The 12,705-nt window shown below is 64.3% G+C and carries 12 protein-coding genes and 1 pseudogene; 9 read left to right on the top strand and 4 right to left on the bottom strand.

Annotated features, from left to right (window positions below):
• The first annotated feature begins 105 nt into the window (after positions 1-105).
• The 4 genes from X773_RS48255 to X773_RS48240 are packed head-to-tail and all read left to right on the top strand — an operon-like array spanning position 106 to position 3,933.
• Positions 106-900 carry an SDR family oxidoreductase gene (locus X773_RS48255; protein WP_023675535.1) on the top strand — a complete coding sequence of 265 codons (795 nt, stop codon included), beginning with the start codon at positions 106-108 and terminating at the stop codon, positions 898-900.
• Positions 901-904: 4 nt separating this feature from the next.
• Positions 905-1,753, top strand: a complete 849-nt coding sequence (locus tag X773_RS48250; protein ID WP_023675534.1) for a transketolase — start codon at positions 905-907, stop codon at positions 1,751-1,753.
• Positions 1,750-2,739, top strand: coding sequence for a transketolase C-terminal domain-containing protein (locus X773_RS48245; RefSeq protein ID WP_023675533.1), 990 nt, complete (start codon positions 1,750-1,752; stop codon positions 2,737-2,739). The genes X773_RS48250 and X773_RS48245 overlap by 4 nt, the downstream gene beginning before the upstream one ends.
• 9 nt (positions 2,740-2,748) lie before the next feature.
• Entirely contained in the window at positions 2,749-3,933 is a 1,185-nt protein-coding gene (locus tag X773_RS48240; protein ID WP_023675532.1) for a mandelate racemase/muconate lactonizing enzyme family protein, read from the top strand.
• On the opposite strand, the gene X773_RS48235 is transcribed toward X773_RS48240, so the two are convergent.
• Complete coding sequence (locus X773_RS48235) at positions 3,934-4,968, bottom strand: LacI family DNA-binding transcriptional regulator (protein ID WP_031211416.1); 1,035 nt, start codon at positions 4,966-4,968, stop codon at positions 3,934-3,936.
• A gap of 245 nt (positions 4,969-5,213) precedes the next feature.
• Between X773_RS48235 and X773_RS48230 the strand changes: the two genes are divergently transcribed.
• The 4 genes from X773_RS48230 (at position 5,214) to X773_RS48215 (ending at position 9,637) form a co-directional block, all read left to right on the top strand.
• Positions 5,214-6,224 carry an ABC transporter permease gene (locus X773_RS48230; protein ID WP_023675530.1) on the top strand — a complete coding sequence of 337 codons (1,011 nt, stop codon included), beginning with the start codon at positions 5,214-5,216 and terminating at the stop codon, positions 6,222-6,224.
• Between the two features lie 64 nt (positions 6,225-6,288).
• Positions 6,289-7,263, top strand: coding sequence for a substrate-binding domain-containing protein (locus X773_RS48225; protein ID WP_023675529.1), 975 nt, complete (start codon positions 6,289-6,291; stop codon positions 7,261-7,263).
• A gap of 56 nt (positions 7,264-7,319) precedes the next feature.
• On the top strand, positions 7,320-8,879 hold the full coding sequence (locus tag X773_RS48220; protein WP_051406094.1) for a sugar ABC transporter ATP-binding protein: 1,560 nt from the start codon (positions 7,320-7,322) through the stop codon (positions 8,877-8,879).
• A complete protein-coding gene (locus X773_RS48215; RefSeq protein WP_023675527.1) occupies positions 8,876-9,637 on the top strand; it encodes an SDR family NAD(P)-dependent oxidoreductase in 762 nt (253 codons plus the stop codon). Before X773_RS48220 ends, X773_RS48215 begins: the two co-directional genes overlap by 4 nt.
• Here X773_RS48215 and X773_RS48210 read toward each other — a convergent pair.
• From X773_RS48210 to X773_RS48200, 3 genes are read right to left on the bottom strand one after another with little or no spacing between them, the layout of a single operon-like run.
• Positions 9,634-10,533 (bottom strand): aldose 1-epimerase, encoded by a 900-nt coding sequence (locus X773_RS48210; protein ID WP_023675526.1) that lies wholly within the window; start codon positions 10,531-10,533, stop codon positions 9,634-9,636. The two genes, X773_RS48215 and X773_RS48210, sit on opposite strands and share 4 nt — an antisense overlap.
• A complete protein-coding gene (locus X773_RS48205) occupies positions 10,517-11,101 on the bottom strand; it encodes an SDR family oxidoreductase (protein ID WP_023675525.1) in 585 nt (194 codons plus the stop codon). The genes X773_RS48210 and X773_RS48205 overlap by 17 nt, the downstream gene beginning before the upstream one ends.
• A gap of 8 nt (positions 11,102-11,109) precedes the next feature.
• Positions 11,110-11,889, bottom strand: coding sequence for an SDR family NAD(P)-dependent oxidoreductase (locus X773_RS48200; RefSeq protein WP_023675524.1), 780 nt, complete (start codon positions 11,887-11,889; stop codon positions 11,110-11,112).
• Positions 11,890-12,311: 422 nt separating this feature from the next.
• On the opposite strand from X773_RS48200, the pseudogene X773_RS48195 reads away from it, so the two are divergent.
• Positions 12,312-12,620: pseudogene (locus X773_RS48195) on the top strand (YoaK family protein); the annotation flags it as partial.
• Between the last annotated feature and the right edge of the window lie 85 nt (positions 12,621-12,705).

Raw genomic sequence — 12,705 nt, 5'->3', positions numbered from 1 at the left:
TTGCCGACCAACCGCACGGCCGGCGCACAATAGCACATCCCCGTTGACAGCCATTTATGGTACCGGTATCAATCCCGTCAAGATGGCCACCGGGAGGGTGCTCGCTTGCCTGCCGAAATTCACGATACCACGCGACCGAGGGCGCTGGTCACCGGGGCCGCCGGCGGCCTCGGCCGCGAAGTGGCGATCCAGTTGGCCCGGCGCGGCTGTGCTGTCGCAATTGCCGACATCAATGGCGAAGGATTGGCCGAAACCGCCCGACAAATCAGGGATATCGGTGCGGAAACCGAGGCCATAACAGGCGATTTCACCAGGGAAGGTGCGCCGGAAGCGGCGGTGGAAAAAGTGGTCGCACGCTGGGGCGGCATCGACATCCTCGTCAACAATGCCGGCTATGGCGTCATCGAGCCGTTCCTCGATGCCACCTTCAAGGCCTGGAACCGCACGCTGGCGCTCAATGTCACCGCACTTGCCATGGCCTGCAAGGCGGCGGGCCGGGTGATGCGCGAGCAGCGTTCGGGGCGCATCGTCAACATCACCTCGCCGGGCTCGCGCATGGCGCTGCCGGACTACACCGCCTACACCGCCAGCAAGGCCGGCGTCGATTCTATCACCCGCGCCGCTGCGGTGGCGCTGGCGCCCTATGGCGTGCTGGTCAACAGCCTGGCGCCGGGCATGATGGACACCGAGATGCAGCGCTCGACGGAGACCGATCTTGCCCGCGCCAACGGCCGCGACGACCTGCAGGCCTTTCTCGACGAGCGCACGCGCCGCATCCCGCTCGGCCGCCGCGCCGAGATTTCCGAGGTCGCGGAGGCTGTCGTCTGGCTCTGCCTCGATTCGCCCAAGTACATGACGGCCGAGCGGCTCAACATGTCGGGCGGGCTCGACAAGGACTGACCAGATGCTGCGCAACTCCCCTCCCGGTACCGCCGATGTCGGCGCGCTCGAACGCAAGGCAACGCGGCTGCGCCGCCACATGCTGACCATGGCGCACGGCCAGGGCCAAGGCTATATCGGCCAGGGCCTCGGCATCGCCGATGCGCTCGCAGCGCTGTATTTCCATGAGTTGCGCTACGACCCGCACAATCTGGCGTGGCCCGAGCGCGACCGTTTCCTGTTGTCGACCGGTCACTATTCCATCGCGCTGTGGGCGGCGCTGGCCGAGGCCGGCATCATTCCGATCGAGGAGCTGGTCACCTATGGCGCCGACAAAAGCCGGCTGGTGATGTCGACGCTCGACACCACGCCCGGGGTCGAAATGATCGGCGGCTCGCTTGGCCATGGGCTGGGACAAGGTGTCGGCCAGGCGCTCGGACTGCGCGTCGACCGCTCCGACGCGCGCGTCTTCGTCGAGCTGTCCGACGGCGAGATGCAGGAAGGCTCAACCTGGGAAGCGGCAATGTCGGCCAGCCATTTCAAGCTCGACGGGCTGGTGGCGCTGATCGACTGCAACGGGATCCAGGCCGACGGGCCTGTCGTGCTCGACATGGAACCTGTCGCCGACAAATGGCGCGCCTTCGGCTGGGAAACATCAGAGATCGACGGCAACGACATGACGGCGATAGTCGGCGCGCTGACCGGTGCACGTCAGCGCAACGGCAAGCCGAAGGCGATCGTGCTGCGCACACTGCCCGGCAAGGGCGTGCCGCGCATCGAGAGCAGCGAGAAATCGCACTTCTTCCGCATCGACGTGGGGCAATGGGACGGCATCATCGCCGAGTTCGAGAACAGCGTGGGAGCGGGCCAGTGAGCGGCACGGCGATGGAGGCTGGCCGCACGCCGGCCATGGGCCAGGACGAAGACGTTGGCGACGGCCGGCAGAGCGTTGAGGCACCGTTCGGCCGCGCGCTGGCCCGTCTTGGCCAGAGCCATCCAGACATTGTCGGGCTGACCGCCGATCTCGGCAAATACACCGACATATTGCCGTTCCGCGATGCCTTTCCAGACCGCTTCTTCAATGTCGGCATGGCCGAGCAGAATCTGGTCGCCGTCGCCGCCGGACTGGCGCGCACCGGCAAGGTGCCGTTCGCCACCACCTATGGCGTGTTCGCGACGCGGCGCGCCTATGATTTCGTCGCCATCGCGCTCGCCCACTCCAGCCTCGACGTCAAGATCGTCGCCGGACTGCCGGGATTGACCACCGGCTATGGCGGCACGCATCAGGCGATCGAGGACCTGGCGCTGATGCGCATGATCCCCGGCCTGACCATCATCGACCCCTGCGATGCGACCGAGATCGAGGCTGCGACCGGCGCGATCGCCGAGCATCGTGGTCCGGTTTATATGCGGCTGCTGCGTGGCAACGTGCCGGTGGTATTTGAAGCTGGCTATCGCTTCGAAATCGGCAGGGCGCGACAGCTTCGCGAAGGCTCGGATGTCGGCATCATCTCGACCGGCTTCATGACCGAGCGGGCGCTGGACGCGGCGGAAGCCTTGCGCAAACAAGGCATCTCCGTCGGAGTGTTGCACGTGCCGACGATAAAACCGTTCGACGCCGAGGCGGTGGCCGAATTTTCGACCGGCTTCAACCATATCGTCACGGCGGAAAACCATGTTGTTGTCGGCGGCTTGGCGAGCCTTGTGGTCGAGACCTTGTTCGATGCCAGCATTGCGAAGAAGGTAACGCGCATCGGCCTGCCCGACCGCTATATCGAATGCGGCGCGGTGCCGACCTTGCAAGCGAAGTACGGCCTGACGACCGAGGCCGTCATCGCAACGATCGCCGCCCTGAATTAGGACTGCCGCATGAAGATCACAGAGATCGAGACGTTTGCCGTCGGCGCGGGCTGGAAGAACTGGCTGTTCGTCAAAGTGCATACCGACAAAGGCATCCATGGGATTGGCGAAGGCACGCTGAACGGCTTCATCAAGACCACCGAAGCCGGGGTGCACGAGCTGAAGCATCTCGCCATCGGCCAGGACCCGCGCCGCATCAATGCGCTGGCCAAGCGCTTGCTGGACAGCGTTTCGCTCGATGGCGGCCATATCCACCGCACGGTGATCGCGGCGATCGAGGTCGCCTGTTGGGATATCCTGGGCAAGAGCCTCTGCGTGCCGATCCACCAGTTGCTCGGCGGCCAGGTGCGCGACAGCGTGCTCGGCTACGCCAATGGCTGGTACCGCACGGAACGCACGCCGGAAGCCTTCCTCGAGGCCGCCAAAGCGGTTTTGGCCAAGGGTTTTAAGGCATTCAAGCTCGACCCGTTCGGTACCGCGCAAGGGTTTATTTCGCGCGAGGAACTGGACCTCTCCTACGCTATCTGCCGGATGCTGCGCGACAGCTTGCCCACGGACACGCTGATCCTGATCGACGTGCATGCCCGCTTCACCGAGATCGCGGCGCTTCAGGCAGCCCAGAAATTTTCCGATCTCGATATTTACTGGTGGGAGGAGCCGACCTCGCGCGACCGGCCGGAGACCGTGCACGAAGTGGCGCACCGCTCGCCGATCCCGGTTGCGACCGGCGAGATGTACGACACGGTCGGCCAGTTCTACACGCTGGCCGCCGGCGGCGGCGTCAACATCTTCCAGCCTGAGCCGATGTCGCTCGGCGGCATCGGGCCGTCGATGCAGGTGGCCAATCTGGCGCTCGCGCATGGCAGCCATATCGCGCCGCACCAGAGCGGTGGACCGGTGGCTACGGCGGTGTGCCTGCAGCTCGCGGCAGCGGTGCCGAATTTCCTTATCCAGGAGCATTTCGACGCCTTCAACGACCCGTGGACGCGCGACCTCGCGACCTGGCATCCGACCATCAATCCCCACAATGGCCACCTGTCGTTGCCGGACGCGCCGGGGCTCGGCATCGATCTCAACATCGATGCGATCAAGGATCATCCCTACGATCCCGATGCCTATCTCAACGTCCACGCCGAAGGCTGGGAAAAGCGCCTCGGGCGGCGAGACGACACGGCAAAGAAACAGCCGTCCTGATCAAGCGCTCTCGCGGTCGACGATCTCGAAGCCGAGGCTGGTGATGGTCGGCACCTTGGTGTCGCCGCCGAGCCTTGCCAGCAATTGCCGCACGGCGCGCCGGCCCATCTCGTAGCGATTAACCTTCACGGTGGTCAGCGGCGGATAGAGTTGGGCCGCGAGATCCATGTCGCCATAGCCGGCGATGGCGATCCTGCCCGGCACCGCCCAGTGGCGGCGGTGGCATTCCTGCACGGCGCCGACGGCCAGCGTGTCGCTGGAGAAGAAGATGGCGTCGATGTCCTTGTGCCTCGACGTCAACGTCACCAGCGCCTCGGCGCCGCCTTGCGGGGTGATCGGCACCTCGACCTCCATGTCGGCATGGTTCTTGATGCCGAGTTCGGTGAGCGCGGCATGATAGCCGGTGCGGCGCTGCTGCAGGCGATCATTGCCATGGATCGGCGTCGAGACGAAGCCGATGCGCTTGTAGCCCTTGGCCGCCAGATGCATGGTCATGGCGTAGGCGGTCTCGAAGTTGGACACGCCGACCACCATGTCGATCGGCTTGCGGCCCTTGATCTCCGAGATTTCGACCACTGGTGCGCCGCTGCTCTTGAGAAGCGCACGGGCCGTGTCGCTTTGCACGAAGCTTTGCAGGATCATGCCGACCGGGCGCCAGCCAAGCAGGGTGCGGATCGATTTCTCCTCTGCCTCCTGCGTGAACTCGCCCTGCACCAGGAGCATCGAATAGCCGCTCTCGTGGCATTCGTCGGACATGCCCTGCACTTGCTCGGCGATGCCCGAATTGATCAGCGGCGGCACCACCGTGCCGATCATGCGGCCGTTGCCGCGCATGCTGGACGCCAGCCGGTTGGGTACGAAGCCGGCCTGCTCGATGGCCTGCAGCACCTTGGCGCGCGTCTCCGGCGAGACCATATCGGGATTGGACAGCGCCCGCGACACGGTCATCGGCGCGACGCCGACGCGCTTGGCGATCTCGCGGACGCCAAGGCGCCGCGACTTTTTCTCGCCCGGGCCGTCCGGCCTGTCGGTCATCAGCATGCTCCAAGAGAGCGCGACCCGCCAAAGCAATGTTCTCCGGGTCACGCCACAAACGCCATTCATAGCGGTTGCGGCGGACGCTTTCCAGCGATGGACCCAGCTATGCACCATCAGGGAATTTCATCATTGACAAGTTATAATATTATAATCTTAATGGGCGAGAGGAGCGCGGCAAGATCGGCGTGGGCGCGTGGCGCCGGTCGCAAGAGCCGGCAACAGGCGCCGCAAGGGAGGTCAGGATGAACAGCGTGGCTGAGGTGAGCTCGCCGCCGCGGAACGCGCAATTGTTTCGGCGGCGACTGATCGGCTTCATTGCCGTCGGCGAAGTCGGCGTGCTGGCAGCGATGGCCCTGCTGATCGCGTTCTTCTGGCTGCTCGAACCAGCGTTCCTGTCGGAGCGCAATATCCGCGCCATTCTCAACGTCGTCTCCTTTGTCGGCATCATTGCCATCGGCCAGACCATCCTGCTGGTTACCGGCGAGTTCGACCTGTCGGTCGGCTCGGTGGCTGGTCTCTCCGCCGTGGTCGCTGCCAAGCTGATGACCGCGGCCGCCCTGCCGGTGACGGTCGGCATTCTCGGCGGCATCGGCGTCGGAGCTCTGATCGGGCTGCTGAACGGCCTGATTGTCGTCAGGCTCGGCATTCCCGCCTTCATCCAGACGCTCGGCATGCTGTTCATCGGCCAGGGCCTGATCCAGGTGGTGACCGGCGGCTATCCGGTCTACCCGCTACCGGAGGCGATCAACACGATCGGCGGCACCGACTTCGCCTTCGGTCTCGGCTGGAGCTTTGCCTTCTTCGTCATTGCGGCCGTCGTCGCCGACTTCGTCCTGCGGCGCACCGTGCTCGGGCGCAACATGTATGCCACCGGCGGCAACCAGGAAGTGGCGCACCTCGTCGGCATCAACACCAATGCCTACAAGATCGGCGCCTTCATTGTCGTCGGCGCGCTGTCGGCGATCGCCGGCATGTTCGTCATGGCCGATCTCGGCAGCGGCGGCACCTCGATCGGCAGCGGCTGGGAACTGACGGTCATCGCCGGTGTCGTGGTCGGCGGCGTCAGCCTCTTCGGCGGCGCCGGCACAGTGGCCGGCGGCGTTGTCGGCATTCTTTTGCTGAAAATTGTGCAGAGCGGCCTCGTCGTCATCGGCGTCAACTCCAACTGGCAGCAGATCGCGGTCGGCGTGATCATGGTCATGGCCGTCGGCCTCGACATCGTGCGCCGCCGCTACTTCATCGCCGGAGCCTGAGCAAACCGCGGGGAAGTGGACATTGAGCCGGCAAAAAATGCCGGAGAACCAAGGGAGGTACGACATGAGAATAAATCTGAAGAACGGACTGATCCGCAGCGCGCTTGGCGCGGCGGCAGTAGCCACTTCGCTCGGTTTAGCGAGCATTGCCCAGGCGGCGGACATCCACCTGCTCTGGGTGCAGGCGATGAAGGATCATCCCGTGCACCGGCTGATGCAGGCCGGTTTCCTCAACAAGTGCAAAGAGCTCGGCTACACCTGCGAGGTCGTCGGCGACCCGAGCGCCACCAACTGGGACATCCCCGCAACGCTGCCGCTCGCCGAGGCCGCCCTTGCCCGCACCAAATACGATGCCATCGGCGTCTATGGCGTGGATCCGGCGATCTATTCCTACATCACCAAGCTTGCCAAGGAGGGTTTCCCGATCGTCACCTGGCATGTCCTGCCGCCGGAAGGCACCGTCAATGGCCTCAAGGCGGCGACCGGCGAAGACATCGCCGAGGTCGGCGCCAATGCCGCGATCGCGATTGGCGACAAGCTCGGCGGCAGGGGCACGGTTGCGCTGACGCAAGGCGCCTCCAACGATACCGAGAACGCCATGTCGGACGCCTTCCGCAAGACCATCGCGGCGAAATACCCCAGCATCAAGGTGCTCGACACGCAGATGGAGGGCTTTGAGCCGTCGGCGGCCGAGGCAAAAGCGGTAGCCATCCTGCAGGGCAATCCTGATGTGACCGCCGCCTTCGGCACCACCGGCAACAGCATCCAGACCTGGTCGGGCGCTGCCCGCAAGGCCGGACGCGATGTCGTCATCATCGGCATGGACTATATCAGGCAGAATCTCGATCTGGTGAAGTCGGGTGCCGCCTACGGCATCGTCGCGCAGCCGCTCTATGAAGAGAGCGCCAAGGTTGCCGAACTGCTGGGTGATCTCGCCCAGGGCAAGACCGTGCCCTACAGCAATCCGTTGCCGGCCAAGGTGATCACCGCTGCCGACCTCGATCCCTATTACAAAATGCTGGACAGCGCCGGCCAGTAACACCCTGCTGCCGGGTCTGCATCTGGCGGGCCCGGCAACATCCAGAGAGGATCGCCGTGTCGACCACCCAAGAGCCGCTGTTTTCGGCCACCGCCATCGCCAAGAATTTTGGCGGCGTGCAGGCACTGCGCGGCGTCGATTTCGATGTCGTTACCGGCGAGATTCACGCCCTGCTCGGTCAGAACGGCGCCGGCAAGTCGACGCTGGTCAAGATCCTCAACGGCGTGCATCCGGCCGGTTCCTACACCGGCACGATCCAGCTCGACGGCCGGCCCGTCAGTTTTGCCTCGCCGGCCGATGCGCGATCGAACGGTGTCGGCTACGTGCCGCAGGAAATCGAGGTGCTCGAACAGCTTTCGGTCGCCGAGAACGTCTTTGCCGGCCGCACCGGTCTGGGCGACGGCATGCTGGTTCACCAGCGCAAACTCGAGCAGCGTGCCGGGGAAATCTTTGCCGACCTCGGCATCGACATCAATCCCAGGGCCTATGTCGCGTCGCTGACCTCGGCGCAGCGCCATCTGGTGATAATTGCCCGTGCCATCGTACAGAAGCCGCGCGTGCTGATGCTGGACGAGCCGACAGCCTCGCTCTCCGGCACCGAGGTCGACGCGCTGTTCAGCGTGCTGCGCCGCCTGAAGGCGCAAGGCGTGGCTATGATCTACATCACCCATCGCCTGCCCGAGGTGCTGGCCATCTGCGACCGCGCCACTGTCTTGCGCGACGGGCAGGTGGCGGTGCGGATCGCGCGCGAGGACTTTGACGCCGAGACCTTCATCTTCTCGATGTCGGGGCAAAGGCTGCAGCGGCTGTTTCCCGAACATTCAGCACCCGTCGGCGCGCCGACAGCGCTGGACGTTCGTCATCTCACGGTCGCCGGCCACAGCGGCGCGGTGCATGGCGCCAGGGATATCAACCTCTCCGTGGCGGCGGGCGAGATCGTTGGGCTGGCTGGGCTACTGGGCTCCGGCCGCAGCGAGATCCTGCACGGCATCTATGGCCGCGTTCCCGCCGATGGCGAAATCCGAGTCACTGGCCGGACCGTATCGATCAGATCGCCCAGGGATGCTCGCGCGGCTGGCATTGCACTGCTGACCGAAGACCGCAAGCGTGATGGCCTGCTGTTCAACCTGCCGGTCGGCGCGAACATCACCATCGGCAATCTCGCGCCCTTGTCGCGGCACGGCATGGTGCGTGGCCGGCTGGAGCGCAGTTCCATCCTCGCCGCCATGAGCGCGCTCAACGTCAAGGCGTCATCGCCGCAGGCTTCGGTCACCCATCTGTCGGGCGGCAACCAGCAGAAGCTGCTGTTTGCCCGCGTGCTGATGCGGGCGCCGAAAGTGCTGCTGCTCGATGAGCCGACCAAGGGCGTCGATGCGGCAACCCGGCACGAAATCTACCGGCTTGTCGTCGAACTTGCCGAGAAAGGCGTGGGCTTGCTCATCGTGGCTTCCGAGATCGAGGAACTGATCGGCCTTTGCGACCGCTGTCTCGTCGTTGCCGACGGCCGCATCGTCGACGAATTCGGCCGAGGCGAGGGTGGCGAGGATCGTGTCTTGTGGTCGGTAACGGCGGCGCAAGCCGAGCGCCATGCCCTGGCTGCACAGGTTTCGTCATGATGTTCGCCGGCAAACGCGTTTTCGTCACCGGCGCTGCGACCGGCATCGGTCGCGCGACGGCCGAGTACCTCGCCGCCGAGGGCGCCAAGGTCTTTGGCGCCGGGCTGGATGGCGAGGAAGGAAAAGTGCTCGCCAGCCGCTACGCCGAAAGCCAATTGATCTTCCGCGAGAGCGATCTCACCCGTGAGGCCGACGTCCAGGCTGCCGTGTCGGCAGTCAATGCACGGTTCGGCGGGCTCGACGCGGTCGTCAACTGCGCCGGCATCTATCCCACCGGCAAGCGGCTGGAAGAGGTTTCCGACGAGGATTGGGAGAAAACCATAGCCGTCAATCTGACGGCCATTTTCCGCGTCTGCCGCGCCACCTTGCCGCTGCTGCGCGCGGCCGGCGGCGGCTCGGTCGTCAACATCGCCTCCGTTCATGCCGATGCCACGGTTCCCGGCGTGCCCGCCTATGCCGCGACGAAGGCGGCGGTTGTCGGCCTGTCGCGCCAGATGGCGCTCGACTATGCCGTCGACCGTATCCGCGTCAACGCCGTCCTGGTCGGCTCGGTCGCCACCCGGATGACGCTGGACGGGTTGGAAGCGGCCGGCGGTGCCGAAGCACTGGGGCTGTCGTTCGAGCCCAACAGGATCGCGCGCATCGCCAATCCCTCCGAGATTGCCACCGCAATCGGCTTCCTGGTTTCGGATGCCTCGTCCTTCGTCACCGGCAGCGCCATGCAAGTGGATGGCGGCCTGCTGGCGCGGCTGCTCTAGGTCTTGAGCGCGAAGGGCGTGAACGTAACCGTGCCGACAGCACTTTCACCTGTGGCGAGCACAATCACGCCTTCTTCCGGATCATCCCATCGGCCCCGGTTGAAGGCGCCCGAGGCGTTGGTCTGCGGCTCGACGCAGAAATATGGTTTGGTGGGATCGGCATAGAGCATCAGGTGCTTGAAAACCGCATCACCCTTGATGCGCAGTCCCGCGCCGCGCGTCGGAAAGTGGATTGTCGCTTCACCGCCCCAGCCGCCATAGTCATTGTTGCGCCAGCCATCCGGCAAGGGCCGCGCGGCGGTAAAATCGAGTTCGGGTGGCAGCGTGATCGGATCGCCCGAAATACCATCGGGCTCTTCAAGGTAGAAGCGCCTGGCCCTGAACTGCAATGTCACGTCTGGGTCGCGATCGAACCAGGGATGCAGGCCAAAACCGAACGGCAGGGAGATCGCCCCGGTGTTGGTCAGTGTCATGGTCACGCGCAGGCCCTCATCGGAGACCCCGAAAGTCTGCGTCGCGCGGTAGGAATGAAGGTCGGCTCCGGCATTGATGTCCAGCGAGAGCCTTGCGTCGGCGGTTCCGGCCTCGGTGACGGTCCAGGCGTGTTGCCAGCCACTGCCATGGACGTTGAATTTTTCGGGCGGATTGTTGGGCTGCACCAGCCAGCTTTTTCCCCCGAACTCAAAGGCATTTCCGGCGATGCGGTTGGCATAGGGCGTCATCGGGAACATGGCGATGCCAAGCACATTGCCGGCCTCGCGTTCCTCGTCCGAGAGCCGGCGCATGAGGTCGATGCCGCGCCAGCGTAGCGAACTCACGGAGCCACCGATCTGCGGCACCAGGGCGACTTCGAGCGCTCCCGATCCGATGTTCACCCATTCAGAAATTGCGCCCATAGCCTGCCGTCCATCCACCGTCTACGCTCAGCATCTGGCCCGTCGTGTAGGTGTTGAGCGGATCGCAGAAGAACAGCACGGCCGCAACCGCTTCCTCGATGCTGCCTGAGCGGCCGGCCGGTGTGTGGCTGAGCATCGCTTTGTCGCCGGAAACCATGGTTTCATCTTCGACCGCGCCGACGCCGACGGCATTGACCAGCACCTTCGGGCCGAACTCCATGGCCAGCGTGCGCATGCCTGCGAGGATCGAGGCGTTCTCCATGGAAAAGCGCGGATGGCGGCGCATCGGCATGCCGGCGGTCGCCGAGAGCAGGAAGACAATGCGTCCGCTGCCGTGCTCGGTCATGGTCACGGCAGCCTTGCGCGCATCGGCGTAGTGAGACCGCGGATCGCGCGTCGCCGTTCCTGGCCACAACGCGCAGGAGATCAGCAGGATATCGGCGGCCCGTGCATGGGAACCCTCGACCAGATGGCCGCCATTGGCCTGCAACGCGGCAAGTGCGGCCTCGGCCACCGGATTTGTGTCGCCATCGAGTGCGTAAGCAGTGCCCTCGAGATCGATTTCCATGCCCGCACTCACATCATGTATCCTGCTGTCCAGCCGCCATCGACGGCCAGCACCTGGCCGTTGATATAACTGGCGGTGGGGGAAGCGAGGAACAGCACCGCCTCGGCGATCTCCTCCGGCCGGGCCGGCCGGCCAAGCGGCACATGGGCGAGGAACTCCTCGGTGCGTCCGGCGAACTTGCCGTCCTCGCCATAGAACAGTTTGGCGGTCAGCGCTGTCATCACTGAACCCGGCGCGATCGCATTGGTCAGGATGCCCTTTTCGCCCAGTTCAATCGCCATCGAGCGCGTCAGGTGGATGATGCCGGCCTTGGCGGCGACGAACGGGCTCTGCAGGCGCATCGCCGCCAAGCCGACCACCGAGGCGATGTTGACGATGCGGCCGCCTCTGCCGGCGGCAAGCATCGGCACAAGCGCCGCGCGGCTCATGATGTAGAGGCCGTCGAGATCGATGCCGGTGATGCGATCCCATTCCTCGACTGGGAATTCATCGATGGTGACGCGGTGCGCCAGTGTATTGACGCCGGCATTGTTGACGAGAATGTCGAGGCGGCCGTAGCGCGCCATGGTGGCGGCTATCGCGTCGTCCACCGAGGCGGCATCGCGGATGTCGACGGCACAGGCCATCGCGCTGCTCAGGGTTGCCGCTACGCGCTCGGCGCCTTCCATGTCGATATCGGCGACAACGATTGCAGCATCATTGTCGGACAGCCGTTTGGCGATAGCGCTGCCGATCGCTCCCGCTGCACCAGTGACCAGCGCCGTCTTACCTCTCAAATCGCATCGCATGCGTCATTCCCCACCTTCGACCAGATTATGCTATTATAATGCTACAGGCTTCACAACAGAGCAGATTCGAACCGGAAGGAACGTCACAAACGCATCGCATAACATTGCCGGAGGTGCAGGAGGCAGGCTGAGTCGGCTTCGCCAGTAGCGGGCGCCGGTCCGACCCCCGCAGGAATAGACAGCCGCTTGACACGAGCCTTCGGAGGCAAGGCACTCCTTGCGCCAGATTTGTAGGCAGGACGGCCTCGTCAGCCGCTGCAGCGAAGTCGGAACTGGCAGCTCGATGAGTGGGGGGAAAGGCGGTAGCGCTCTCCCGCTACCAAATTCCAAAGATAAATCAGACACATAGAGATGTGCCGGTGCCAGTCGTCTCATTGTAGCGGGTCGCGCGATTTTGCAATTTTGACACCCGGTTTTGCACCATCATCACCAAGCTGTCGGAAGCCAGAATCCGGACAACGCATGTCACTGGCCTGGTGACTGACATGGGCATCGAACTCGGCAAGCTGCTTTATTGGAACATCTCGGGGAGTGACTCGGACGAACTGTTCGTGAAGGCAGATCGAAGAAAGCTGAGGCTGCTTGCGTCGCTTGTGGCATTGTTCTTTCTCGGCGGCGTCATCGGCGCTGTGGGTTTCAAGCATGTCGGCTTCGCGGCGACGTTGTTTCTCGCGGCCATTCTCCTCGTGCTGGCCTCCATGCCAGTCCTGGAGGACGTCTCCGTTCGCATGAGGCGGCTTTGGCAGTAGCGCTACAGAGCTTTGCCGCATGCCAGATTTGGCAGCACATTCGCGAAGGCGCTGTTCCTGGATTTCG

Origin of the sequence: Mesorhizobium sp. LSJC280B00 (assembly GCF_000502835.1) — a bacterium.
GTDB lineage: Bacteria > Pseudomonadota > Alphaproteobacteria > Rhizobiales > Rhizobiaceae > Mesorhizobium.
Note: the sequence above shows the minus strand (reverse complement) of the source record. Positions and strands in the feature narration are given on the sequence as shown.

Excerpts from the sequence above, each read along its gene's own strand:
- X773_RS48250 (WP_023675534.1), top strand. The coding sequence starts at position 905 with ATGCTGCGCAACTCCCCTCCCGGTACCGCCGATGTCGGCGCGCTCGAA.
- X773_RS48240 (WP_023675532.1), top strand. The coding sequence starts at position 2,749 with ATGAAGATCACAGAGATCGAGACGTTTGCCGTCGGCGCGGGCTGGAAG.
- X773_RS48235 (WP_031211416.1), bottom strand. The coding sequence starts at position 4,968 with ATGACCGACAGGCCGGACGGCCCGGGCGAGAAAAAGTCGCGGCGCCTT.
- X773_RS48230 (WP_023675530.1), top strand. The coding sequence starts at position 5,214 with ATGAACAGCGTGGCTGAGGTGAGCTCGCCGCCGCGGAACGCGCAATTG.
- X773_RS48225 (WP_023675529.1), top strand. The coding sequence starts at position 6,289 with ATGAGAATAAATCTGAAGAACGGACTGATCCGCAGCGCGCTTGGCGCG.
- X773_RS48215 (WP_023675527.1), top strand. The coding sequence starts at position 8,876 with ATGATGTTCGCCGGCAAACGCGTTTTCGTCACCGGCGCTGCGACCGGC.
- X773_RS48210 (WP_023675526.1), bottom strand. The coding sequence starts at position 10,533 with ATGGGCGCAATTTCTGAATGGGTGAACATCGGATCGGGAGCGCTCGAA.
- X773_RS48205 (WP_023675525.1), bottom strand. The coding sequence starts at position 11,101 with ATGGAAATCGATCTCGAGGGCACTGCTTACGCACTCGATGGCGACACA.
- X773_RS48200 (WP_023675524.1), bottom strand. The coding sequence starts at position 11,889 with ATGCGATGCGATTTGAGAGGTAAGACGGCGCTGGTCACTGGTGCAGCG.